The following is a 26,121-nucleotide window of genomic DNA, read 5'->3' as shown; positions in this document are numbered from 1 at the left end:
GATCGATGAATGGATGGCCGGCACCGATCAAGTGACGCGCGAGGATGTGGTGCGCGTCGCTGACAAGGTGAAGCTTGATACGGTGTACTTTTTGACCGGAATGGAGGCGACGGAAGATGGAAAAACGGGTGTATGAGACGCTGCACGAAGAGCTGTTTTATGAAAAAATGGACAACGGCCTTGACGTGTACATTTTGCCGAAAAAAGGATTCAACAAAACGTATGCGACATTCACCACGAACTACGGTTCGGTCGACAACCAGTTCGTCCCGCTCGGTAAAACGGAGATGAAGCGCGTTCCGGACGGCATCGCCCATTTTTTGGAGCATAAGCTGTTTGAAAAAGAAGACGGCGACGTGTTTCAGCAGTTCAGCAAACAAGGCGCCTCGGCGAACGCCTTTACGACGTTCACCCGCACCGCCTATTTGTTCTCAAGCACCGACAACGTCGAGAAAAACTTGGAAACGTTGATCGATTTTGTGCAAAGCCCGTACTTTTCCGATAAGACAGTGGAAAAAGAAAAAGGGATCATCGGCCAGGAAATCCGGATGTACGACGACAACCCAGACTGGCGCGTCTATTTCGGCGCCATCGAAAGCATGTATCACAACCATCCGGTCAAAATCGACATCGCCGGCACAGTTGAATCGATCGCCCAAATTACGAAAGAGTTGCTGTATGAGTGCTACGAAACGTTTTACCACCCGAGCAACATGCTTTTGTTTGTCGTCGGCCCGGTCGATGAACAAAAAATCATGCAGCAAATCCGCGACAACCAGGCGAAAAAGTCGTTCCCGCAAGCTCCGGAAGTGAAGCGATTTGCGTATGAAGAACCGAGCGCAGTAGCGGAAAAGAAAAAAGTGATTCCGATGCATGTGCAGACGAACAAGTGCTTTGTCGGCATCAAAGCGCCGTCCGTTCCTGAAGCCGGCGAACAAAAACTTCGGCATGAGCTTGCCTTCCACGTCGCATTGGACTATTTGTTTGGAAAAAGCTCGCCGCATTATGAACGGCTGTACCGCGAAGGATTGATCGATGATACATTTATGTACGATTATACAGAAGAGCGCGGGTTCGGCTTCGCGTTGATCGGCGGCGATACAAGGGACGCTGAACGGCTCGCTTCGGAAATTCAAACGGTGCTGCTGTCGTTTTCGTCGGAAGCAGTCAAAAAGGAAGAGTTTGAACGGGTGAAAAAGAAAAAAATCGGCGCCTTTTTGCGCGCGCTCAACTCGCCGGAATACATCGCCAACCAGTTTACGCGCTACGCGTTTTACGGATCCAACTTGTTTGACATTTTGCCGGCGCTTTCATCCCTTGCCATGGACGATATCTCGGCGGTTGCCTCTTCTTGCTTCCGCGATTCGCAAATCGCGGTTTGCGAAGTCGTTCCAAAAGGGCAATAAGGCATCCTTCCTGAGAAGGATGCTTTTTTGCGGCAAAAAGGAGAGGATGGTTTCATGCGCTACGCCTTGATTACGGGAGCCTCTGGAGGCATCGGACAAAGCATCGCCCGTGTGCTCGCTCGGGAGGGGTACGGACTTTTTCTCCATTACTATCGGCGACGGGCGCCTGTTGAAGCGCTGAAAGAAGAGCTTAACGATGTGCATATTGTGCCGATTGAGGCCGATTTGTCGGCACCGGATGGGGTGGAAAAGCTCGTTTCGCAAATCGATCGCCCGGTTGATGCCATCGTTTACAACAGCGGTGCAAGCTATTACGGATTGTTGACCGACATGAACGATGAATTAATCGAGCGGATGGTGCGGCTTCACATGACAAGCCCGGTGTTGCTCATCAAAAGGCTGATCCCATCAATGGTGGCGAGAAAGCGCGGTCATATTGTGTTCATTTCCTCGATTTGGGGATTGTGCGGCGCTTCATGCGAGGCGGTGTACTCGATGACAAAGGGAGGGCAGAACGCGTTTGCCAAGGCGCTGGCCAAGGAGCTTGCCCCAAGCGGCATTCGCGTCAACGCTGTTGCACCGGGGGCGATTGATACCGATATGCTGCGGGTGTTTCGTCCTGAGGAGCTGGAAGCGCTCACTGACGAAATTCCAGCCGGCCGGCTCGGCACCCCGGATGAGGTGGCGGAAACGGTGGCGTTTTTGCTGTCTGATGGCGCTTCGTATATCACCGGCCAAGTCATTTCCGTCAACGGCGGCTGGTATTGTTGAACGTATATTTTCCGGTTCGGCAGGCAAACTATCCTTGAAACATTCAACAAGGAGGGATTGACATGTCGGTACTGGATAACTTTGAACAATGGAAAGACTTTTTGGCGGAACGTTTAGAACAAGCGCAACAGCAAGGATTGACCCAGCAAGTGATCACAGATGTCGCTTACCAAATCGGGGATTATTTGGCGAAACACGTCGACCCGAAAAACCCGGAAGAACGGGTGCTCGCTGATCTTTGGAGCGTTGCGGATGAAAAAGAGCAGCACGCCCTTGCCAACATGATGGTCAAGCTGGTCCAACAAAAATAATCACCCGGTAAAAGAGAGGGGCCTCCCTCTCTTTTTTCTTCCTCCTTTTCGGTTGCTTTTCCATTTATAATTATAGTAGTATGAACTTAGCATAAGGCGTTCGTGCGGACACCGGCAAGGGAGGAGACGGGATGGGCAAGCAGGAATGGTATTTGGAATATGAAATTCATGTCAACCGCCCGGGGTTGCTCGGCGACGTTGCTTCGCTGCTCGGTATGTTGTCCATTAACATCGTGACGATCAACGGTGTCCGGGATTCGCGCCGCGGCATGTTGCTTTTGTGCGACAATAACGAGCAAATAGAACGGTTGGCGACGATCTTGCGGACGATGGACAACATTACGGTGACGAAGCTGCGCCAGCCGAAGCTGCTCGACCGCCTCGCCGTCCGCCACGGCCGTTATATCCAGCGCGATGCCGATGACAAAAAAACGTTCCGCTTCGTCCGTGATGAACTTGGACTGCTTGTCGATTTTATGGCGGAACTTTTTAAAGAAAAAGGGCATAAGCTCATCGGCATCCGCGGGATGCCGCGCGTCGGCAAGACAGAATCGATCGTCGCCGCCAGCGTGTGCGCCAACAAACGATGGCTGTTTGTTTCATCGACGCTGATTAAACAGACGGTTCGCACGCAGTTGATGGAAGATGAGTATAGCGAGGACAACATTTTCATTATCGACGGCATCGTCTCAACGCGCCGCGGGAACGAGCAGCACTGGCAGCTCATCCGTGAGCTCATGCGCCTTGAGGCGACGAAAGTCGTCGAGCATCCGGACATGTTTGTTCGCCATACGGAATACACGCTCGATGATTTTGATTATATGATTGAGCTGCGCCATGAACCGGACGAAGATATTTCCTACGAAGCGATTGACCGCCCGTCATTGTTGGGCGATGACGGGTTTTCCGAATTTGGGTTTTAATTTAAAAAAAGTGGAAGGTGTTGGCCGTTGACGGAACTAGGAAAACGTTTGCGGGAAGCACGGGAAGAAAAAAAGATGAGTTTGGACGAGCTGCAGGAGATGACGAAAATTCAAAAGCGGTATTTGATCGGCATCGAAGAAGGCAACTATGCCATCATGCCTGGAAATTTTTATGTGCGTGCCTTCATCCGGCAATATGCTGAAGCGGTCGGGCTTGATCCGGATGAGCTGTTTGAACAGTATAAACAGGACATTCCCCAGTCTTATCAAGATGACATTCCGCAGACGCTGTCGCGCGTGAAGACGCACCAGCAACTGTCTGCCGAGGGGGCGAAATGGCTCGATTGGCTGCCGAAAGTGGTTGTCGCGGCGGTCGTCATCGGGGCGGCAGTCCTCGTTTGGGTGCTGCTCCAGCACGGCGCCGCAAATGAGCCGCCGACAAAGACAAGCCCAAAAACAGCGGAGGTCGAAAAGCCGAAACATTCGCCGCTTGAGCAAGCGAAACAAAAGCAGCCGGCGAAGGAAACGGACGAGAAGGCAACGAATGAAAACGGACAGCAAAATGAACAGCCAGCGCCGACTGGCGAAGAAGAACAGCCGGCTGCGGCGATGAATGTGACGGAAAAGCGCGGCAACACGGCGACGATTGAAGTCGAAAGCTCCGGCGCGTTTTCCATCGAGCTTTCATCCAAAGGAACGTCATGGGTCGAAGTATACAATACGAAAGGCCATACGTTTTACCGCGGAAACTTGACAAGCGGGCAGACGAAAACGTTCGATCTGTCGGCCGAAAGCGAAGTATGGGTGAAAATCGGGCGTACGCTGGACGTCGACATGAAGGTAAACGGCCAGCCGTTTGCCTATCCGTTTGCCCCGAAAGAGGAAGTATACCAAAAGCTGCATTTCGTGTTGAAGAAATGATGGAACAGGGCGCTTTTCCGCAGGAAGGCGCCTGCTTTTCGCACGGACTGAACGATGTTGAATGAGCGGAGGTATTTGTGGTGAACTTGCCGAATAAAATTACGGTAGCGCGCATTATGCTCATCCCGTTTTTCTTGATCGTGATGCTCGTTCCGTTCGGGTGGGGAAGCATCCAAATCGGCGGGACAGAGCTTCCGGTGGCCCATCTTGCCGGCGCGCTCATTTTCATCATCGCCTCAGCGACGGACTGGATCGATGGCTACTATGCCCGCAAATACGGGTTGGTGACGAATTTAGGAAAATTTTTAGATCCGCTTGCCGATAAATTGCTTGTGTCGGCGGCGCTGATCGTGCTTGTCGAGCTCGGGGCCGTTCCGGCGTGGATGGTGATTGTCATCATCAGCCGCGAGTTTGCCGTCACCGGCTTGCGGCTCGTGCTTGCCGGCGAGGGGGAAGTCGTCGCTGCCAACATGCTTGGCAAAATCAAGACATGGACGCAAATTGTCGCCATTTCCGCTTTATTGTTACATAACTTCCCTTTCTCGCTCATTTCGTTTCCGTTCGCTGAATTGGCGCTGTGGGTGGCGGTCATTTTCACGATTTGGTCTGGCTGGGATTATTTTGCGAAAAACAGACATGCGTTTTCCCATTCGAAATAGCCGGCCGCAAAGGGGGAGAAAGTCTGTTGAACGCGGAGATCATTGCCGTTGGCTCCGAGCTGTTGCTTGGGCAAATCGCCAATACGAACGCCCAGTTTTTGTCGCAGCAGCTGGCGATGCTTGGCATTAACGTCTATTTCCATACCGTCGTCGGCGACAACGCCGGCCGCCTCGAACAGGCGGTGAAAACGGCGCAAACGAGAGCGAACCTCATCATTTTCACCGGCGGTCTCGGCCCGACGAAAGACGATTTAACGAAGGAGACGATCGCCCGTTTGCTTGGCCGCCGACTCGTGATCGACGAGGAAGCGCTCCGAGCGATTGAGGCGTATTTTGCCCGCACAAACCGGCCGATGACAGAAAACAATAAAAAGCAGGCGCTCGTCTTGGAAGGATCGACGGTGCTGAAAAACGAGCACGGCATGGCGCCAGGGATGGCGCTTGTGGCAGACGGCATTACGTACATGTTGCTGCCCGGGCCGCCGAAAGAAATGCGGCCGATGTTCAAAAAATACGGAAACGCCTTTTTGCGCCGTACGTTTTCGCTTTCCGAGCGCATCGAGTCGCGCGTGCTCCGCTTTTTTGGCATCGGTGAATCAGCGCTCGAGACGGCGATTGCGGATTTGATCGACGCCCAGTCGAATCCGACGATCGCGCCGCTGGCCGGCGACGGTGAAGTGACGCTTCGTCTGACAGCGAAGCATCAGGATGAGGCGGAGGCGAAGCGGCTTCTTGACGAAGTGGAAGCGGCCATTTTGGCGCGCGTCGGCCGCCACTGCTACGGATATAACGATGAAACGTTGTTTACAAAGACGCTCGAGCGGTTAAAAGAAAGAGGATGGACGATCGCGTCGGCCGAAAGTTTGACCGGCGGCCTTTTCCTCGAACAGCTCACCGCCATCCCCGGCGCGTCTCAAGTCGTGCAGGGCGGTGTCGTCTGCTACACAAACGGCGTCAAAGAACAGGTGCTTGGCATACCGCGCACGCTGCTTGAGGCAGAAGGGGCGGTGAGCGAGCCGTGCGCCCGTTTGCTTGCTGAAAACGTCCGCGCGATGTGCGATGCGGATATCGGCATCAGCTTCACCGGCGTCGCCGGACCCGATCCGCTTGAGGGCCACCCGCCCGGCACTGTGTATATCGGCATCGCCGTCCGCGGGCGCGATGCAACTGTCCACCGTCTGACGCTGTCCGGCACGCGTGATGCCATTCGCATCCGCACCGCCAAATACGGCTGTTTTTTTCTGCTTGAGATGCTCGCGGCCGACTGCTGATCGGCCGCCCCCTTCCTTCTCCATTCTCCACCGCACATCGTTTTTTCCACCGCATGAGTATGGCGATTGTTGCTAGTTTCTCCACCGAAAAAACGAATGGACGTTCGTTTTTTGCTTGGCAATGGCCGCAAAACGCGTTATAGTATAAGTAGTCCTAGAATAAGGAGGAGTAGGTTAGTGAACCAAGATCGTCAAGCTGCATTGGAGCAGGCATTAAAACAAATTGAACGACAGTTTGGCAAGGGGGCCATCATGAAGCTCGGCGAGCAAGTCGACCGCAAAGTGTCGGTCGTGCCGAGCGGTTCGCTGGCGCTCGACATCGCGTTAGGCGTCGGCGGCTATCCGCGCGGGCGGATTGTGGAAATTTACGGCCCGGAATCGTCCGGGAAAACGACCGTTGCCCTTCACGCGATCGCGGAAGTGCAAAAGCGGGGCGGGCAAGCAGCTTTCATCGACGCAGAGCACGGTGCGACCTGTTGCTGACTGAAGTATGGCGGAAACGCCGTGCGAAAAGTCAGCGGGACTGAGCATGAGTAGGTCCTAACTGCATCACCGAGAGCTCGGTGAAAATCCGAGACGGGAATGAAGGTTGGCATTCCCGCCCTAATACCCCGACGTGCGGTCATGGTGCGCAACATGGCTGTACGAAGCTCGGAGAGGACGGCGAAAAGCAGACCTGAGAAGCGGTTAGCGAAGTAGCCGGGGGTCCATAAAGCTCCTATGGCTAGAGAACGCATAGCGTTGGAACGAACCACCGGAAGTACGGCTCGTAAGGCGTGGGGCGCCGAAAAAAGAAGGCGCTCACCTCCTAAGTGAGGTTCAGCCCTGGATGAGGTATTCGTGTTTGCCGAGTCTGGATTGATCCCGTAGAGGATCTTTGCCTTGAGCCCTCCAACCATGGGCAGAAAGGCGGCTGACGGGTCAGAGGTGGAGCCTAAGGGAGCATGCAAGGATAGGTGATGCGGTACAGGTGAACCACCCCAGCGGATGCCAAGGGATGCGCATCCCGATGCCGCTAAGCAGGAGGAAATGACTGCTGAAGGGGTGGGGCAGCAGCCCGTAGTAGTGATGAAGCAGGGTAACTCCTGCGGAGCGAAGGGGCATAGTCGAGTACCCTAGGTTACTAACCCAGACAATGATTAGGAAGCCGTGAGGAAATCCGTAAGGGTTTCGGTGAGCAAAACTGACTAAAAACGTGTATGGTACAAATCCGCTAGAAAGGATTTGATACTATCAACCAAACGTTTCAAGAACTAATCATTCCTAGGTCGGAGCAGGAATTCCGCGACCTACAAGACAAGATGTACGCCATTACACAATAAGTAAACTCGAGGAATACAGAAAGTGCGTACACTAGTAAAGTCTAGAGCGGATTAGTAACCGGGGTACTCGATGGAACGCCGTGTGCGGGGAAACTCGCACGCACGGTGTGAAGCGGGGGAAAATAGCCCCTCCGGGTAATGCCGAGGGTGACTATTACCTATCGCTATCGCTCGACCCCATCTATGCACAAAAATTAGGGGTCAATATCGATGAATTGCTGCTTTCCCAGCCTGACACGGGCGAGCAAGGTGCGTCACGTTTCCGTATAAGTGCGTAGGCACGAAAGCGGAGTCCGATGGGAACATCGGGACAACTCTACAGCCGAGTTGGAAGGTGAAATTCCTTCCCGTGGTGATAGTCCTATATCCACGAGCCTGAGACTCCTGCATGCATTCCGGTGCACCCTCACCGGGATGTATGAAGCCAGGTGAAGTCGTAACCCAAGTAGCCTAAGGCCGCAAAATGTGGCTATGGCGAAAGTGGTGCGGGGCTCCTTAAAAGACGCCTATGGTGACGAAAGGAACCTATGCGTGAAGCTCGGTTACCGGTGCTCCCTGAAAAGGGACCATACAGGACGAACCACCGTGTCTTGTTTGCGGTGTTTCCTTTAACCGGCTGGCTTAGTTCGGTTACTGCTCTGATGGGTAGCGGACGTTCCAATCAGAGGTCCTGCCGAGTAGAGTAGGCACCTAAGGGCGTTCAAAAGAAGGGATAGGCTGTAGGGAACGTGAGAGGCCCCCTAAGGAGGAGACAGGGCTGGTCGATGATATCTTAGGGGGAGTCAGCGGTTCCATAGTAATGATGAAGGAGCGCCGTTTGAACCCCAAAGGCAACGATGGGGGAGGAAAAAACGCTCTGGAGTGAAGGGAACCAGCCGGGGCGGCAAAGTATCTACATGTTACGGCAAGCAGGCTAATTCATGGCACTTCCACCCAGTATTATAAAAAGGGAGAAAGGAGCATGAAGGTAAACAAACTTGTCGTAAAAAGCGAACAGGACTTGAGAAACTGCTTGGATCTTCTTTATCAAGAAGCTAAAAAGGAAAAACATTTTTACGGCATGCTTGAGTTGCTTCAAAATGATGTTGTCATTTTAGAAGCTATTCGCAATATTAAAAGCAATAAAGGTAGCAAAACGGCGGGGATTGATCAGAAAATAGTAGATGATTATTTGCTTATGCCAACGGAAAAGGTTTTCGGGATGATAAAAGCCAAACTCAATGACTATAAGCCTATACCAGTGAGAAGGTGCAACAAGCCCAAAGGAAATGCCAAAAGCTCAAAAAGAAAAGGCAATAGTCCGAATGAGGAAGGGGAAACGAGGTCCTTAGGAATATCCGCGGTGACGGATAGAATCATCCAAGAGATGCTCCGGATAGTGCTCGAGCCGATTTTCGAAGCCCAATTCTATCCGCACAGTTATGGGTTCAGACCGTATCGCTCCACCGAACATGCCTTAGCCTGGATGCTGAAAATCATCAACGGAAGCAAGCTGTATTGGGTTGTAAAAGGTGACATTGAAAGTTATTTTGATCACATCAATCATAAGAAGCTTCTGAACATCATGTGGAATATGGGCGTTAGGGATAAACGGGTACTATGCATCGTTAAGAAAATGCTGAAGGCGGGGCAAGTGATACAAGGTAAATTCTATCCAACCGCTAGGGGGATTCCTCAGGGAGGAATTATTAGCCCGTTGTTGGCTAATGTATATCTCAACAGCTTTGACTGGATGGTTGGCCAAGAATATGAGTATCACCCTAATAACGCAAACTATCGGGAAAAGAAAAACGCATTAGCGGCGTTAAGGAACAAGGGACATCATCCCGTCTTTTACATTCGTTATGCTGATGATTGGGTTATTCTTACGGATACGAAAGAATATGCGGAAAAAATAAGGGAGCAATGTAAGCAGTATTTAGCCTGTGAGTTGCACTTAACTCTATCGGATGAGAAAACGTTCATTGCAGATATCCGCGAACAACGGGTTAAGTTTCTTGGCTTTTGTATTGAGGCAGGAAAGCGGCGCTTTCATAAAAAAGGATTCGCCGCTAGAATGATTCCCGATATGGAAAAAGTCAATGCCAAGGTCAAAGAAATTAAGCGCGATATTCGATTGTTAAGAACGAGAAAATCGGAATTAGAGAAAGCCCTTGATATTGAAAACATTAACGCCAAAATTATAGGATTAGCCAATCATCTAAAAATAGGCATTTCCAAGTACATTATGGGCAAAGTAGATCGCGTCATTGAAGAGACAGCCTACCGCACCTGGGTTAAAATGTATGGGAAAGAAAAAGCGGCGCAATATAAAAGGCCTGTGTCAGAGTTTCACAATCGGATTGACAGACATAAAGGCTATCAAATGAAACATTTTTCTGTCGTCACAGAGGATGGCATAAGAGTAGGGATTACTCATGCAAAAATAACGCCTATACAGTATGCAACAGTATTCAAACAAGAAATGACCCCATACACTGCAGACGGCAGAAAAATGTATGAAGAAAAGCATAGAAAAATACGATTGCCAGATAAAATGAGTCTGTTTGATCACGATTCGATATTCATCTACATTTTATCTGAGCATAATGATGGGAAATATAATCTTGAATATTTCTTAAATAGGGTGAATGTATTTCACAGAGATAAAGGAAAATACAAAATATGTGCTGTATACTTAAGTCCCGGTAACTTCCACTGCCATCATATTGACCCGAGTAAACCTTTAAGTGAGATCAATAAGACCGTTAATCTAGTTAGCTTATGCAACCAATGCCATAGGCTTGTCCATAGCAACCAAGAACCGCCGTTTACAGAACGAAAAATGATTGACAAACTAACGGAGTATAGGAACAAGCTGAAAATATAAAAGTTCTGTTCGCTGGAAAAATTGTAGGTGCTGCTGCCATGTCATCGCGAGGTGATATGGTGGAGAGATAGCCCAAACGGGGCTATCGAAGCTGTCCCGGTGGAACGCCGTGTGCGGGGAAACTCGCACGCACGGTGTGGGGTGGGGGAAAAGCCGGAGATTGCATCAAAGGCTTACCTATCACTATCGCTCGAAATCGCGGAAGCGCTCGTGCGAAGCGGCGCGGTCGATATTATCGTCATCGACTCGGTGGCGGCGCTTGTGCCGAAAGCGGAAATTGAAGGGGAGATGGGCGACGCCCATGTCGGCTTGCAAGCGCGGCTTATGTCCCAGGCGCTTCGCAAGCTGTCTGGCGCCATTAACAAATCGAAAACGATCGCCATCTTCATCAACCAAATTCGCGAAAAAGTCGGCGTCATGTTTGGCAATCCGGAAACGACGCCGGGCGGGCGGGCGCTCAAGTTTTACGCTTCCGTCCGCCTAGAGGTGCGCCGCGCCGAGCAAATTAAGCAAGGCAATGATATGGTCGGCAACAAGACGAAAATTAAAGTCGTCAAAAACAAAGTTGCGCCGCCATTTAAAACGGCTGACGTCGACATTATGTACGGCGAAGGCATTTCCCGCGAAGGGGAAATTCTCGACATGGCGTCCGAATTGGACATCGTGCAAAAAAGCGGCTCATGGTATTCGTACAAAGACGAACGGCTCGGCCAAGGGCGGGAGAATGCAAAACAATTTTTGAAAGAAAACCCGCATATCGCCGAAGAAATCGCCCGCGCCATCCGCAAACATTACGGCATCGATGATGGCGAAGCAGGCGGCGAACCGATGCAAGACGAATTTGGGCTGCTTGAGGAATAACAGACGGAAGGCGTCCTGGCATGGCTGGGGCGCCTTTTTCCTAGCTGCCGAAACGGAACGGCCATTCACGTCCCTTTGCAGGATATGCCGGAGGACGCCCGACTAACTTGCAGGCGGTTCTGTTTCTTTTCGCATTTTGCCAAAAAGAAGAGGCAGAGCAGAACGCTCTGCGTGCCGCGGCTTAAGAAGGCTCCTGTGTAATATCTTGACAATTCCTACCGCCGCCTTTACAATGAACATGTATATTTGTCCATGTACACGGCAGGGTCGCGTGCCCGCCCGCAGCGGCGAACTGCTTGGATGCGGGGGCGCGTGGAAATGGCCAGGCAAACGACCAAGCCAATACGTTGAAAACGGGAATGTCCATCTGCGCCGGACGATGGCGCGAAGAAGGCGCAAGGGAAAACGAAACAGCAAGAGGAGGTGAAACGATGGGTTCGATCATCATCTCCGCTTTGCTTGCCTTAGTCATTGGTGCCGTTGTTGGCTTTTTTGTTCGCAAATCGATTGCCGAAGCGAAAATCGGTGGCGCGAAAGCAGCTGCCGAGCAGCTGATTGAAGAGGCGAGACGCGAGGCGGACGCCTTGAAAAAAGAGGCGCTTCTCGAAGCGAAAGACGAGATTCATAAATTGCGGACGGAAGCGGAGCGCGACATCCGCGACCGGAGAAGCGAGCTCCAAAAACAAGAAAACCGCTTGATGCAAAAGGAGGAAAACCTCGATCGCAAAGATGAAGCGCTCAACAAACGCGAGGCGCTGCTTGAAGCGAAGGAAGAAGCGTTAAACGAAAGACAACAGCATATTGAACAAATGGAAAGCAAAGTGGAAGCGCTCGTGAAGCAGCAACAAACCGAACTCGAACGCATTTCCGGCCTGACGCGCGACGATGCGCGCCAGCTCATTTTGGAACGCGTTGAAAAAGAACTGTCCCATGAGATTGCCATGATGATCAAAGAGGCGGAAACGCGGGCGAAAGAGGAAGCGGACAAGCGGGCGAAAGCGATTTTGTCGCTGGCCATCCAGCGCTGCGCCGCCGACCATGTCGCCGAAACGACGGTGTCCGTCGTCAACTTGCCAAACGATGAAATGAAAGGGCGGATCATCGGGCGCGAAGGGCGGAACATTCGCACGCTTGAGACGCTGACTGGCATCGATTTAATTATCGATGATACGCCGGAAGCGGTGATTTTGTCCGGGTTTGATCCGATTCGCCGCGAAACGGCGCGCATCGCGTTAGACAAGCTTGTGCAAGACGGACGCATCCACCCGGCGCGCATTGAAGAAATGGTGGAAAAGGCGCGCCGCGAAGTCGATGAGCACATTCGCGAAGTCGGTGAGCAGACGACGTTTGAAGTCGGCGTCCATGGCTTGCATCCGGATTTGATCAAAATTTTAGGGCGGCTGAAGTTCCGGACGAGCTACGGACAAAACGTCTTGAAACATTCGGTGGAAGTGGCGTTTTTAGCCGGACTGATGGCGGCCGAACTCGGAGAAGACGAAATGTTGGCGCGCCGGGCCGGCTTGCTTCATGATATCGGCAAGGCGATCGACCATGAGGTTGAAGGCAGCCACGTGGAGATCGGCGTCGAGCTGGCGACGAAGTACAAAGAACATCCCGTCGTCATCAACAGCATCGCCTCCCACCATGGCGACACCGAGCCGACATCGGTCATCGCGGTGCTTGTGGCGGCGGCGGATGCGCTCTCCGCAGCGCGGCCGGGAGCGCGCAGCGAGACGCTGGAAAACTATATTCGCCGCTTAGAGAAACTGGAGGAAATCGCGGAATCGTACGAAGGCGTGGAAAAATCGTACGCCATCCAGGCTGGCCGCGAAGTGCGCATCATGGTCAAGCCGGATATGATCGACGATTTGGAAGCGCACCGGTTGGCGCGTGACATCCGCAAACGGATTGAAGAAGAGCTCGACTACCCGGGCCATATTAAAGTGACCGTCATCCGTGAAACGCGCGCGGTCGAATATGCGAAATAAAGTGGCATCCTATTGCCACTTTATTTTTTTGTGCGTAAAATGAGAAAGTACAATGGATCCGCACCACCTTTGAAGCGAAGCGTCATATTTTTTTGATTAGAAAGGGATCGATCATGAGAATCTTATTTATTGGCGATGTCGTCGGTTCGCCGGGGCAAAAAATGGTTGAGCATTATTTGCCGAAATTAAAAGAAAAACACCGTCCCGATATCGTCATCATCAATGGTGAAAACGCCGCCGGCGGGAAAGGGATCACCGAGCCGATTTACCGGGCGTTTTTGGCCCAAGGCGCCCATGTTGTGACATTAGGCAACCATGCGTGGGACAAGCGCGATATTTTTGAATTCATCGATCAGGCGAAGGCGCTCATCCGCCCGGCGAACTATCCGCCCGGCACACCGGGAAAAGGCATCGTCTACGTGCCGACCGAGCAAGGGGAGGCGGCGGTCATCAACTTGCAAGGGCGGACGTTTTTGCCGGCGATTGACTGTCCGTTTCAAAAAGCGGATGAATTGATTGCCGCTGCCTCGGCGCGCACGCCGGTCATCATCGTTGATTTTCACGCTGAGGCGACAAGCGAAAAACAGGCGATGGGTTGGCACTTGGATGGACGCGTGTCGGCCGTCATCGGCACGCATACGCACGTTCAGACGGCGGACAATCGCATTTTGCCGAAGGGTACGGCGTATATTACCGATGTCGGCATGACCGGCCCGTATGACGGCATTTTAGGGGTTGACCGCGACGCGGTGCTGCGCAAATTTTTAACCGGACTGCCGGTCCGGTTCGGCGTCAAGGAAGGACGAAGCCAGCTGAACGCGGTGCTTGTCGATGTTGATGGAAAAAGCGGGCGTGCGCTTGGCATTGAACGGTTGATCATTAATGACGACCACCCGTATTTTGAATAATCGTTTTTTTATAAATTTTAAAAACAAGCTTCTCCTCAGCAGGAATAGTTGTCGAAACAGTGAATATAGTTACAGTGAAGACATTTTACCGAAATCCATTTTTCAAGGGGACGAGGGAGGAGCTAGAAATGGAAATATTAAAAGTTTCAGCAAAGTCGAATCCGAACTCTGTAGCCGGTGCACTTGCCGGGGTGCTGCGCGAGCGCGGCGCGGCGGAAATTCAGGCGATCGGTGCAGGTGCATTGAACCAAGCCGTTAAGGCAGTAGCGATCGCACGAGGGTTTGTGGCACCAAGCGGCATGGACTTGATTTGCATTCCGGCGTTTACCGATATTATTATTGACGGAGAAGAGCGGACCGCCATTAAATTAATCGTCGAACCTCGTTAACTCGATGATGAGTCAATGGTAAAATATAACCTGTTGGCGCCTTCGCTGCAGAAGGCAGGCAGGTTATTTTTGCTTTTTTAAGGGGGAAAATGAATGATTTTCGATGCTCACTGTGATGCGCTCATGAAGCTATGGCAAGACCGGTCGTTGTCGTTTCACGATGGGGCGCCGCTTCATGTCACCTTTTCTGGCATGGCGGAAGCGGGAATAAAAGTGCAATGTTTTGCCATTTACGTGCCGGAAACCGTGCCGGAAGAAGCCCGGTTCACAGCGGCATTGGAGATGGTGGACATTTTCTTTGCCCGCATCGTCGAGGCGTTCCCGTCCGTCAAGTTTGTGCGGACGAAGCAGGATATCGCCGCACTGAAAGAAGGGGAAATTGGCGCGATGTTGACGCTCGAAGGATGCGACGCCATCGGCGCCAACCTTGTCAAGTTAAAGACGCTTCTTCGCCTCGGCGTCGCTTCTGTCGGCCTGACGTGGAACTTTCCAAACGCCGTCGCCGACGGGGCGTGGGAGAAGCGCGGCGCCGGCTTGACCGCGTTTGGCCGGCAAGTCGTCGAGCTGCTCAATGAAACAAAGCGGTGGGTCGATGTGTCCCATTTGTCGGAAAGAGCGTTTTGGGATGTGATCGAAACAGCCTGTTTTCCGATCGCTTCTCATTCGAACGCCCATCGCCTCTGCCCGCATCCGCGCAATCTGACGGACGAGCAGCTGAAAGCGCTGATTGAAAAAGACGGGATGATTGGCATCAATTTTGTCCCGTACTTTTTAACGAAGGACAAACGGAGAGCAACGATCGCCGATGTGCTTCGCCTTCTCGACCATATCTGCGCGCTCGGGGGGGAAAACAACGTTGGGTTCGGCTCCGACTTCGATGGCATCACGGAGACGGTCGCCGGTCTTGGAACGGCAAGGGAATATGCGCGGCTTGTCAACGAGCTGTACAAGCATTACTCCGCCGAACAAGCATCCCGCTTTTTATTCGGCAACTTCTACGCCCATTTACCGGAGTGACGAATATCACGGAGTATCGGCTCTGCGTATCCTAAAATAGAAGACAGGGCATCCGCGGTGCCGGCTGAAAAAGGCGTTTAAAATGATAGTTTCCTTGTCAGAAAAGTGGTACAATAGTAGCGAAAGGCTGGAGTGAATATGAAGGGGTGTAATGCATGATCGAACAGCTGTCATGGAAGGTGGGCGGCCAGCAAGGGGAAGGAATTGAAAGTACAGGAGAAATTTTTTCCACAGCGCTGAACCGCCTCGGATATTACTTATATGGATACCGTCATTTTTCTTCACGCATCAAAGGGGGTCATACGAACAACAAAATCCGCGTCAGCACGAAGCCGGTGCGGGCGGTCGCAGACGATTTGGACATCTTGGTGGCGTTTGACCAAGAGACGATTGACTTCAACTTTCACGAGCTGCACAGCGGCGGCATCGTCATGGCGGACGCCAAATTCAATCCGGTGATTCCGGAAGGAAAAGGAGTGGCGCTTTACGCCGTTCCGTTCACCGATATCGCCACACAGCTTGGCAATCCGCTGATGAAAAACATGGTTGCCATCGGCGCGACAAGTGCGGTGCTCGATTTGGACGCCGCCGTGTTCGAAAGTGTTGTCGTTGATACATTTGGGCGCAAAGGGGCGCAAGTCGTTGAGAAAAACATGGAAGCGATTCGCGCTGGAGCGCAATATATGAAAGAGCAGCTCGATGGTTCGACGAAAACGATGAAACTAGCCAAAGCCGACGGCAAACGGCGAATGTTCATGATTGGCAACGATGCCATCGCCTTGGGCGCCATTGCCGGCGGGGCGCGCTTTATGGCCGCCTATCCGATCACCCCAGCTTCGGAGATTATGGAGTATTTGATTAAAAAGCTGCCGGATTTTGGGGGCGCGGTCATCCAGACAGAAGATGAAATCGCCGCCTGTACGATGGCGATCGGCGCCAACTATGCGGGCGTGCGGGCGTTCACCGCTTCGGCCGGACCCGGGTTGTCGCTTATGGCCGAAGCGATTGGGCTGGCCGGGATGACGGAAACACCGCTTGTTGTCGTCGATACGCAGCGGGGCGGTCCAAGCACCGGCTTGCCGACAAAGCAAGAGCAGTCGGATTTGCTCGCGATGATCTATGGCACGCACGGGGAAATTCCCAAAATTGTCATGGCGCCAAGCACGGTCGAAGAAGCGTTTTACGATATGGCGGAAGCGTTCAACTTAGCCGAGGAATACCAATGCCCGGTCATTTTCCTGTCGGATTTGCAGCTGTCGCTCGGCAAGCAGACGGTTGAGCCGCTTGATTACGATCGGATCGAGATCCGCCGCGGCAAGCTGATGAATGGTGAACTGCCGCCGCTTCCGGACAAAGACAACTTCAAACGGTATGAAATCACGCCGGACGGTGTTTCGCCGCGGGTGCTGCCGGGAACAAAATACGGCATCCACCATGTCACCGGGGTCGAACACGCCGAAACAGGCCGCCCGTCAGAGACGGCGGCAAACCGCCGGGCGCAAATGGAAAAACGGATGCGCAAACTTGAGCACATCCACTTCCCGACGCCGGTGCACAAACAACTCCGCCACGAAGAACCGGATTTGCTCCTTGTTGGCTTTTTATCGACGCGCGGAGCCATTGAAGAAGCGATGGAGCGGCTCGAGCAAGATGGCGTCAAAGTCAACCATGCGCACATCCGTCTGCTTCATCCGTTCCCGGTTGACGACGTGCGGCCGCTTGTCGAGAAAGCGAAACGAGTCGTCGTCGTCGAGCAAAACGCTACCGGGCAGCTGGCGAACTTGTTGAAAATGAACGTCGGGCACGCTGATAAAATCGCCAGCGTCTTAAAATTCGACGGCAATCCGTTCTTGCCGGGCGACGTCTATACTAAATGCAAGGAGTTGTTAGCGCAATGGCCACCTTTAAAGATTTCCGCAATGATGTGAAACCGAACTGGTGTCCGGGGTGCGGCGACTTTTCCGTGCAGGCCGCCATCCAGCGCGCGGCCGCCAATCTCGGGTTGGAGCCGCACGAACTCGCGGTCATTTCCGGGATCGGCTGCTCGGGCCGCATTTCCGGCTACATTCACTCTTACGGCTTTCACGGCACGCACGGCCGCGTTTTGCCGCTGGCGCAAGGAGTGAAAATGGCGAACCGCGATTTGACGGTCATCGCCGCCGGCGGGGATGGCGACGGATTCGCGATCGGCATGGGGCACACGGTTCATGCCATTCGCCGCAACATCGACATCACATACATCGTCATGGACAACCAAATTTACGGGTTGACGAAAGGACAAACATCGCCGCGCAGCGCTGCCGGCTTCCAAACAAAAAGCACGCCGCACGGGTCGATCGAGCCGGCTTTGTCGCCGCTCGAGATCGCGTTAAGCGCCGGAGCGACGTTTGTCGCGCAAGGTTTCTCAAGCGATTTAAAAGAATTGACAAGCTTGATTGAGGAAGGCGTCAAGCATAAAGGCTTTGCGCTCATCAACGTCTTCAGCCCGTGCGTGACGTACAACAAAGTGAATACGTACGAGTGGTTCAAAGAGCGGCTCATCAAGGTGAGCGACATCGAAGGATACGACCCGTCCGACCGGGAGATGGCGATGCAGACGGTCATGAAATACGATGGTCTCGTCACCGGGATCATTTATCAAAACAAAGAACAAAAGTCGTACCAAGAGCTTGTGCCAGGCTACAGCGAGGCGCCGCTTGCCGAGGCGGAGCTGAAAATGAGCAAAGAAAAGTTCGCCGAACTCGTAGCAGAGTTTATGTAAAAATGGAAACCATTTGCACCCGATGGAGGCTTGCCTCATTGGGTGTTTTTTGTTATCATGACATGTTCCGGTCCTCCGGAACAAACCCCATTGTGTTTCCTTGCCGCTCGCGATATACTATGGTAGTGTGTGGTTGGAAGAAATTTGCCGAGGCGAGGCCGGCTGCACAGGAAAAGGCGGCCGCTCGTCCCGGATGATCGAATGATTTTGTGAAGAAAGGAGATTGCTATGAACGAAAAACAACGTTTGGAGCAAACGGGACAAATCAAAACCGAAAGCCATCCAGCGGACAGAAAATCCGCCTTGGACCGGCTGAAAGAAAAAACGACGAAAGACTATGAGAAATATTTCACGAGCGTGTTTCTCCCGCCGAATTTAAAAGAGGCGAAGAAACGCGGCAAAGAGGAAGTCAAGTACGTCAAAGACTTTGCGATTCCTGAAGAGTTTCGCGGCATGGGGCGCGGACGGAAGTTTTACATCCGCACGTATGGCTGTCAAATGAACGAGCACGATACGGAAGTGATGGCCGGCATTTTCATGGCGCTCGGCTATGAGCCGACCGACCGTCCGGAAGAGGCAAACGTCATTTTGCTCAACACGTGCGCGATCCGTGAAAACGCGGAAAACAAAGTGTTTGGCGAGCTCGGCTACTTAAAGCCGCTCAAAACGACGAACCCGGACTTATTGCTCGGCGTGTGCGGCTGTATGTCGCAAGAAGAATCGGTTGTCAAGAAAATTTTAAAACAATACCAATACGTCGACCTCATTTTCGGCACGCACAACATCCATCGCCTGCCGTACATTTTGCATGAGGCGTACATGTCGAAAGAAATGGTCGTCGAAGTATGGTCGAAAGAGGGCGACGTTGTTGAAAACTTGCCGAAAGTGCGCAAAGGGAAGATTAAAGCATGGGTCAACATTATGTACGGCTGTGACAAGTTTTGCACGTACTGCATCGTCCCGTACACGCGCGGCAAAGAGCGAAGCCGCCGTCCGGAAGACATCATCCAAGAAGTGCGCCAGCTCGCCGCCCAAGGCTATAAAGAAATTACGCTCCTTGGGCAAAACGTCAACGCTTACGGAAAAGATTTCACCGACATCCAGTACGGCCTTGGCGATTTAATGGATGAGCTGCGCAAAATTGACATTGCGCGCATCCGCTTCACAACGAGCCATCCGCGCGACTTTGACGACCGGCTCATCGAAGTGCTCGCCAAACGCGGCAACTTGGTTGAGCATATCCATTTGCCGGTGCAATCGGGCAGCACGGAAATTTTAAAAATGATGGGCCGCAAATATACGCGCGAGGAGTACTTGGAGCTCGTTCGCAAAATCAAAGCCGCCATTCCGGATGTCGCGTTGACGACGGATATTATCGTCGGCTTCCCGAACGAGACGGACGAGCAGTTTGAAGAAACGCTGTCGCTTTACCGTGAAGTCGAATTTGACTCGGCCTACACGTTCATCTATTCACCGCGCGAAGGCACGCCGGCGGCGAACATGAAGGACAACGTGCCGATGGAAGTGAAAAAAGAGCGGCTCAAGCGTCTCAACGACCTTGTTCAAGAAATCGCGGCCAAGAAAATGAAGCAATACGAAGGGCAAGTCGTCGAAGTGCTTGTGGAAGGCGAAAGCAAAACGAATCCGGATGTATTGGCGGGTTATACGCGCAAAAACAAGCTCGTCCACTTCGTCGGCCCCAAATCGCTCATTGGCCAATTGGTCAACGTGCGCATTACGCAGGCAAAGACGTGGACGCTGACGGGCGAGCTAGTCAATGAAGCGATCGAGGTGAACGAACATGGCAAAATATACGCGGGATGATATCTTGGCCCAGGCGAAGCAGCTGGCGAAAATGATCGCCGAAACGGAAGAAGTCGACTTTTTCAAACGAGCGGAAGAAAAAATCCACCAAAACGAAAAAGTGCGCACGTTGATCAACGAGCTGAAATCGCTGCAAAAGCAAGCGGTCAACCTTCAGCATTACGGAAAACATGAAGCGCTGAAACAGGTTGAGGCCAAAATTGACGCCATTTACGAAGAGTTGTCGCAAATCCCGATCGTCAGCGAATTCCAGCAGTCCCAATCCGATGTGAACGACCTGCTTCAGCTCGTCGCCTCGACGATTTCGAATACGGTGACCGATGAAATTCTCGCTTCGACGGGAGGCGACGTGCTGCGCGGCGAAACCGGCGCCGCGCTTCGCTACAACAAACACGGCGGCTGCCATTAATGGCATGCGGCTCAAAAGCGTCCTTTGGGGGCGCTTTTTTTCTTATGGGCGCGCTCTCCCTTTCCCCGAACCGCGGGCGGCTATCTGGCGGCAAAAAAGAAGGCACATCGAACGGAGCAGGCGCATACAATGAACTATACGGAATAATGATTCATTTGCTGTGCACATTAGCGGAGATGGCGCATAGGATGAAATGAAGATTCATTTGAGGAGGGTTCCGTTCGATGTCTGAATACAGAGAAATTATTACGAAAGCCGTTGTCGGCAAAGGCCGCAAGTTTACACAATCGACCCATACGGTGACGGCGCCGAACCGCCCGTCAAGCATTCTCGGCTGCTGGATCATCAACCACCGTTATGAAGCGAAAAAATGCGATAAAACGGTCGAAATTCACGGCCATTATGACATCAACGTCTGGTATTCGTACAACCACAATACAAAAACCGAAGTCGTCACCGAAACGGTGTCGTATACGGACGTCGTCAAATTAAAATATCGCGACAAAGATCATTTAATCAGCGATGACACCGATGTCATCGTCCGCGTCATCCAGCAGCCGAACTGCCTCGAGTGCACGATTTCGCCAAACGGCAATAAAATCGTCGTCGATGTTGAGCGGGAGTTTGTCGCCGAAGTGATCGGCGAAACGAAGGTGTGCGTTGCCATCAATCCGGAAGGCTGCGGCAAGGACGACGATTTTTGCGACGAGGATGACCTTGATGAAGAATTAGAAGATTTAAGCCCAGATTTGCTGCTTGGCGAAGAAGAATAAAACTAGGAAATTTCTTTCCTAGTTTTTTCTTTTGCCGCTTGTTATAATAGTAGCGCAATCAACGAGCCTTCGGGCCGAAAAGGTTGGGGAGAAGCGATGCCATCGTACACACCGATGATTCAGCAATATTTGCACATTAAAGCGCAATATCCGGACGCGTTTTTATTTTTCCGGCTTGGCGATTTTTACGAACTGTTTTTTGACGACGCCATCAAGGCGGCGCAAGAGCTGGAAATTACGCTCACAAGCCGCGATGGCGGCGGCGATGAACGGGTGCCGATGTGCGGGGTGCCGTACCATTCGGCGCAAGGATATATTGAACAGTTAATCGAAAAGGGATATAAAGTCGCCATTTGCGAACAAGTCGAAGACCCGAAAACGGCCAAAGGCGTCGTTCGCCGCGAAGTGGTGCAGCTCATCACCCCAGGGACGCTCATGGAAGGCAAAGGGCTCACCGAGAAGGAAAACCACTACTTGGCGGCGCTCACGCCGTTTGCTGATGGTACATACGGATTGGCTTACGCCGATTTGTCGACCGGCGAGGTCCGATTGACGCTTCTTTCTTCGTGGGAGGAAGCAGCAAACGAATTGCACGCCGTTGGAGCGCGGGAGATCATCGTTGCCACAGACAGCGGCGAAGAGTGGGTGCGCGAGCTGAAAGAGCGGTACGGGGCGGCGGTCTCTTATGAGGACGACACATCTCTATGCGACGAATGGAACGGCGTCATCGGCCATGTGGCGCAAGAAAAGCTGCGGCAGGCCGCAGCCCGTTTGCTTCATTACCTCGTCCGCACGCAAAAGCGGCGGCTCGATCATTTGCAGCCGGCTGAGTTGTATCAAGTTGACCACTATATGAAAATGGACCGACATTCCAAGCTGCATTTGGAATTGGTCGAAACGGTGCGGTCAAAAGGAAGGAAAGGCTCGTTGTTATGGCTTTTGGATGAAACGGTGACAGCGATGGGCGGGCGGCTCTTAAAACAATGGCTGGACCGGCCGCTCATTGATCGGCGCGAAATCGAACGGCGCCTCGATTTTGTGGAAACGTTGAAAACGAGCTATTTTGAACGGCAGGAGCTGCGCGACAGGCTGCGCGGCGTTTACGACATTGAGCGCCTTGTCGGCCGTGTCTCCTACGGCAACGCCAATGCCCGCGATCTCGTGCAGCTGAAAAAGTCGCTTCTTCAAGTGCCGGCGCTCCGCCAGACGGTCGGCGCGCTGCCGCTCGCTGAAGCGGACAAGCTGTGCGAGCGCCTTGACCCGTGCGAAGAGCTCGTCGATTTGCTCGAGCGCTCGATTCAAGAACAGCCGCCGCTTTCCGTCAAAGAAGGGAACCTCATCAAAGACGGGTATGACAAGCAGCTCGACCGCTACCGCGATGCGAGCCGCAACGGCAAAGCGTGGATCGCTGAACTTGAGGCGAAGGAGCGGGAAGCGACCGGCATCAAATCGCTCAAAGTCGGCTACAACCGAGTGTTTGGCTACTATATTGAAGTGACAAAGCCCAATCTCCCCCTTGTTCCGGAAGGACGTTACGAACGGAAGCAGACGCTCGCCAACGCCGAGCGTTTTATCACCCCGGAGTTGAAGGAAAAAGAGGCGCTCATTTTGGAGGCGGAAGAAAAAAGCATCGAACTCGAATATGAACTGTTTGTCGCCATTCGCGAGCAGGTGAAGCAATACATCCCGCGCCTGCAGACGTTGGCGAAAGCCATTGCCGAGCTTGATGTGCTTCAATCATTCGCAACGATCAGCGACGAGTATCGCTACGTGCGTCCGCAGTTTTCCACGGAGCGCGTCTTGGTGATTCAAGGCGGCCGCCACCCGGTTGTCGAAAAAGTGCTCGGCGCGCAAATGTACGTGCCGAATGACTGCTACATGAACCGCGAGCGGGAAATGCTGCTCATCACTGGACCGAACATGGCTGGAAAAAGCACGTACATGCGGCAAGTGGCGCTCACCGCCATCATGGCGCAAATCGGCTGTTTCGTTCCCGCCGAGCGGGCGGTGCTGCCCATTTTTGACCAAGTGTTCACCCGCATCGGCGCTGCTGACGACCTGTCGGCAGGACAAAGCACGTTTATGGTCGAAATGTTGGAGGCGCGCCACGCCATCGCTCATGCGACGCAAAACAGCCTCATTTTGTTTGATGAAATCGGGCGCGGCACATCGACGTACGACGGCATGGCGCTCGCCCAGGCGATCATTGAGTACATTCACGACCATATCGGCGCGAAAACACTATTTAGCACCCACTACCATGAACTCACCGCCTTGGAGCGTTCGCTCCCGCGGCTTTCGAACGTCCATGCCCGCGCCATCGAGGAAAACGGCAAAGTCGTCTTTTTGCATCAAATCGCCGACGGGCCGGCCGATAAGAGCTACGGCATTCACGTCGCCGAGCTGGCCGGGCTGCCGGCTTCGCTCATTGAACGCGCGCGGGCCATTTTAGCGGAACTGGAGAAAGCGGCGGGAAAACAGGAAGCCGCCGCAGGCAGGATGGACGATGGCGCTTTGGCGGAAGCGGGTTTGGCTTTTCAGGGGAACGAAGCGTTAGACGTCGGCAGCAAGGTTGAGCGCGAGAAGGCCTCCCGTCCGTCAGCCGGCGCGGCGCGGGAGGACGTTTTGGCGGAAGCGGCGTTTGAGCAGCTGAGCATGTTTCCTGACCTTGCCCCGGCGCCTGTGGAGCCGCCTCTTTCAAGCAAAGAGAAAAAGGCGCTCGCGGCGCTGAAAGAGATCAATTTGCTCGAGATGACGCCGCTTGAGGCGCTCAACAAACTGTATGAACTGCAAAAGCTCCTCAAGTAAAGGAGGGAGGCCCGATGGGACGCATCCGCAAGCTCGATGACCTGCTGGCAAACAAAATCGCCGCCGGCGAGGTCGTCGAGCGGCCGGCTTCGGTCGTCAAGGAGTTGGTGGAAAACGCCATTGATGCCCATAGTACGGTCATCAACATCGAGCTTGAAGAGGCGGGAATGGCGAAAATCCGCGTCATTGACAACGGCGACGGCATGGAGGAAGACGACTGCTTGCTCGCTTTTGAACGCCATGCGACAAGCAAAATTCACAACGAGCACGATTTGTTCCGCATCCGCACGCTCGGGTTCCGCGGTGAGGCGCTGCCGAGCATCGCTTCTGTATCCGAAGTGGAGCTGACGACCGGCACAGGCCGCGGACCGGGGACGAAGCTCGTGTTAAAAGGAGGCGCGCTCGTCTCCCGCGAGCGGGCGGCCGGACGCAAAGGAACGGAGATTACGGTGTCCAACTTATTTTTCAACACCCCGGCGCGGCTCAAGTATATGAAAACGATCCATACCGAGCTCGGCCACGCAGCCGATGTCGTCAACCGGCTAGCGCTCGCCCATCCGGACGTGTCATTCCGGCTTCGCCATCACGGCAAGACGCTGCTGGCGACAAACGGCAGCGGCGACGTTCGGCACGTGCTCGCCGCCATTTACGGCATGGAGACGGCGAGACAAATGATCCCCATCGAAGCGGAATCGCTCGATTTTACCGTTCGCGGCTACATTTCGCCGCCGGACGTGACGCGCGCCTCGCGCAACTACATCTCGCTTGTTGTCAATGGCCGCTATGTGCGCAGCGTGCCGCTCATGAAAGCGATTGAAGCCGGCTACCATACGCTCTTGCCGATTGGCCGCTATCCGATTGTGTTTTTATCCATTGAAATGGATCCGGTGCTTGTCGACGTCAACGTCCATCCGGCAAAGCTCGAAGTCCGCTTTAGCAAGGAAGCAGAGCTGAATGAGCTCGTCACAGACGCCATCCGCCAGGCATTTCGCGAGCGGACGCTCATTCCGTCCGTATCTGCCGACAGCAAGATGGCAAAACCAAAGGCGGAGCAGGCGGCTTGGACGTTCATTCATCGCGTCCGCGAGCCGTCTGTCTTATCGAGCGACATCGGCGGCGGGGAAGATGCGACCGCCCCTTTTGCGCCGCTAACCGGTGACGCACCGGCTGAGCGGCCATCCGCGGCTGTGCAGACGGATGAATGGGGAATACCGGACGAACATGGGCCCGCTTTCGAGCGAAAGCAGGAGGAAGAGGTGGGAGAAGAGCGGCGCGCCCTCCGCTTGCCGACAGATGGGCAAGCGGAGGATAAAGCGGCGGCCGATCGCCTGCCGCCGCTTTATCCGATCGGACAATTGCATGGGACGTACATTTTGGCGGAGAACGAACATGGGCTGTATATGATCGATCAGCATGCGGCTCAAGAGCGGATCAACTATGAATATTTCCGGGAAAAACTTGGCGAAGCCACGAAGGAAGTGCAGGAGCTGCTCGTTCCGTTGATGTTTGAATATCCAGCCGACGAGTACGAGCGAATCGCCGCCTGCCGCAATGAGTTGGCGCGCTGCGGCGTGTTTCTTGAGCCGTTTGGGCCGCGGGCGTTTCTCGTTCGCTCCCATCCGACGTGGTTTCCGAAAGGGAGAGAAAAGGAAATCATCGAGGAAATGATCGAACAAGTGTTGGCGGCCAAAACGGTCGACATCAAGCAATTGCGCGAACAAGCGGCGATCTTAATGAGCTGCAAGCGCGCCATTAAAGCAAACCAACATTTGCGCCAGGATGAACTGTTCGCTTTGCTTGAGGCGCTGCGGCAGACGACGGACCCATTTACTTGTCCGCACGGCCGGCCGATCATCGTTCATTTTTCGACATATGAAATTGAAAAACTATTTAAACGGGTGATGTAGCCTGCGCCCCCTTTGCGCGACAA

The 26,121-nt window shown here is 53.3% G+C and carries 19 protein-coding genes and 4 pseudogenes; all 23 read left to right on the top strand.

Annotated elements, in window-relative coordinates; genetic code table 11:
• A pseudogene (locus GZ1_RS19805) lies at window positions 1-136 on the top strand (EF-P 5-aminopentanol modification-associated protein YfmF); the annotation flags it as partial.
• Complete coding sequence (yfmH, locus tag GZ1_RS06270; protein WP_015374445.1) at window positions 117-1,406, top strand: EF-P 5-aminopentanol modification-associated protein YfmH; 1,290 nt, start codon at window positions 117-119, stop codon at window positions 1,404-1,406. The pseudogene GZ1_RS19805 and the gene yfmH, both read left to right, overlap by 20 nt.
• Before the next feature lie 54 nt (window positions 1,407-1,460).
• Window positions 1,461-2,177 carry an elongation factor P 5-aminopentanone reductase gene (ymfI, locus tag GZ1_RS06265; RefSeq protein WP_015374446.1) on the top strand — a complete coding sequence of 239 codons (717 nt, stop codon included), beginning with the start codon at window positions 1,461-1,463 and terminating at the stop codon, window positions 2,175-2,177.
• A 62-nt stretch (window positions 2,178-2,239) separates the two neighbouring features.
• Window positions 2,240-2,488 carry a DUF3243 domain-containing protein gene (locus GZ1_RS06260; protein ID WP_011230790.1) on the top strand — a complete coding sequence of 83 codons (249 nt, stop codon included), beginning with the start codon at window positions 2,240-2,242 and terminating at the stop codon, window positions 2,486-2,488.
• A gap of 131 nt (window positions 2,489-2,619) precedes the next feature.
• Entirely contained in the window at window positions 2,620-3,411 is a 792-nt protein-coding gene (locus GZ1_RS06255) for a DUF3388 domain-containing protein (protein WP_015374447.1), read from the top strand.
• 27 nt (window positions 3,412-3,438) lie between these two features.
• Window positions 3,439-4,332, top strand: a complete 894-nt coding sequence (locus tag GZ1_RS06250) for a helix-turn-helix domain-containing protein (protein WP_060788131.1) — start codon at window positions 3,439-3,441, stop codon at window positions 4,330-4,332.
• An 80-nt stretch (window positions 4,333-4,412) separates the two neighbouring features.
• Window positions 4,413-4,991, top strand: a complete 579-nt coding sequence (pgsA, locus tag GZ1_RS06245) for a CDP-diacylglycerol--glycerol-3-phosphate 3-phosphatidyltransferase (protein ID WP_011230793.1) — start codon at window positions 4,413-4,415, stop codon at window positions 4,989-4,991.
• Between the two features lie 26 nt (window positions 4,992-5,017).
• A complete protein-coding gene (locus tag GZ1_RS06240) occupies window positions 5,018-6,262 on the top strand; it encodes a competence/damage-inducible protein A (protein ID WP_015374449.1) in 1,245 nt (414 codons plus the stop codon).
• A gap of 177 nt (window positions 6,263-6,439) precedes the next feature.
• Window positions 6,440-6,727: pseudogene (locus tag GZ1_RS06235) on the top strand (recombinase RecA); the annotation flags it as partial.
• A gap of 1,024 nt (window positions 6,728-7,751) precedes the next feature.
• A pseudogene (locus tag GZ1_RS19940) lies at window positions 7,752-7,835 on the top strand (hypothetical protein); the annotation flags it as partial.
• Between the two features lie 710 nt (window positions 7,836-8,545).
• On the top strand, window positions 8,546-10,453 hold the full coding sequence (locus tag GZ1_RS06230) for a group II intron reverse transcriptase (protein ID WP_060788130.1): 1,908 nt from the start codon (window positions 8,546-8,548) through the stop codon (window positions 10,451-10,453).
• A gap of 186 nt (window positions 10,454-10,639) precedes the next feature.
• Window positions 10,640-11,314 (top strand): annotated as a pseudogene (gene recA, locus GZ1_RS06225) (recombinase RecA); the annotation flags it as partial.
• A 431-nt stretch (window positions 11,315-11,745) separates the two neighbouring features.
• Window positions 11,746-13,302: a ribonuclease Y gene (rny, locus tag GZ1_RS06220; RefSeq protein ID WP_033012175.1), complete on the top strand. Its 1,557-nt coding sequence runs from the start codon at window positions 11,746-11,748 to the stop codon at window positions 13,300-13,302.
• A gap of 113 nt (window positions 13,303-13,415) precedes the next feature.
• Complete coding sequence (locus GZ1_RS06215) at window positions 13,416-14,210, top strand: TIGR00282 family metallophosphoesterase (RefSeq protein WP_060788128.1); 795 nt, start codon at window positions 13,416-13,418, stop codon at window positions 14,208-14,210.
• A 128-nt stretch (window positions 14,211-14,338) separates the two neighbouring features.
• Window positions 14,339-14,599 (top strand): stage V sporulation protein SpoVS, encoded by a 261-nt coding sequence (gene spoVS / locus GZ1_RS06210; RefSeq protein ID WP_003251598.1) that lies wholly within the window; start codon window positions 14,339-14,341, stop codon window positions 14,597-14,599.
• Window positions 14,600-14,692: 93 nt separating this feature from the next.
• Window positions 14,693-15,616 carry a dipeptidase gene (locus tag GZ1_RS06205; protein ID WP_060788127.1) on the top strand — a complete coding sequence of 308 codons (924 nt, stop codon included), beginning with the start codon at window positions 14,693-14,695 and terminating at the stop codon, window positions 15,614-15,616.
• A 155-nt stretch (window positions 15,617-15,771) separates the two neighbouring features.
• Complete coding sequence (locus tag GZ1_RS06200; RefSeq protein ID WP_060788126.1) at window positions 15,772-17,544, top strand: 2-oxoacid:acceptor oxidoreductase subunit alpha; 1,773 nt, start codon at window positions 15,772-15,774, stop codon at window positions 17,542-17,544.
• Window positions 17,511-18,377 (top strand): 2-oxoacid:ferredoxin oxidoreductase subunit beta, encoded by an 867-nt coding sequence (locus GZ1_RS06195; protein ID WP_011230801.1) that lies wholly within the window; start codon window positions 17,511-17,513, stop codon window positions 18,375-18,377. The genes GZ1_RS06200 and GZ1_RS06195 overlap by 34 nt, the downstream gene beginning before the upstream one ends.
• 228 nt (window positions 18,378-18,605) lie before the next feature.
• The gene (gene miaB / locus GZ1_RS06190; protein WP_013145701.1) at window positions 18,606-20,201 is read left to right on the top strand and encodes a tRNA (N6-isopentenyl adenosine(37)-C2)-methylthiotransferase MiaB; all 1,596 of its coding nucleotides are present in this window, start codon (window positions 18,606-18,608) and stop codon (window positions 20,199-20,201) included.
• Window positions 20,179-20,610, top strand: a complete 432-nt coding sequence (locus GZ1_RS06185) for a YlbF/YmcA family competence regulator (protein ID WP_011230803.1) — start codon at window positions 20,179-20,181, stop codon at window positions 20,608-20,610. The genes miaB and GZ1_RS06185 overlap by 23 nt, the downstream gene beginning before the upstream one ends.
• Before the next feature lie 224 nt (window positions 20,611-20,834).
• The gene (locus GZ1_RS06180) at window positions 20,835-21,383 is read left to right on the top strand and encodes an outer spore coat protein CotE (protein ID WP_015374452.1); all 549 of its coding nucleotides are present in this window, start codon (window positions 20,835-20,837) and stop codon (window positions 21,381-21,383) included.
• A gap of 96 nt (window positions 21,384-21,479) precedes the next feature.
• Window positions 21,480-24,191 (top strand): DNA mismatch repair protein MutS, encoded by a 2,712-nt coding sequence (mutS, locus tag GZ1_RS06175; protein WP_060788125.1) that lies wholly within the window; start codon window positions 21,480-21,482, stop codon window positions 24,189-24,191.
• A gap of 14 nt (window positions 24,192-24,205) precedes the next feature.
• Window positions 24,206-26,098, top strand: coding sequence for a DNA mismatch repair endonuclease MutL (mutL, locus tag GZ1_RS06170; protein WP_060788124.1), 1,893 nt, complete (start codon window positions 24,206-24,208; stop codon window positions 26,096-26,098).
• Window positions 26,099-26,121: the final 23 nt, after the last annotated feature.

It is taken from the genome of Geobacillus zalihae NBRC 101842, from assembly GCF_001544135.1.
GTDB lineage: Bacteria > Bacillota > Bacilli > Bacillales > Anoxybacillaceae > Geobacillus > Geobacillus zalihae.
This window is presented reverse-complemented; position numbering and strand designations above follow the sequence as displayed.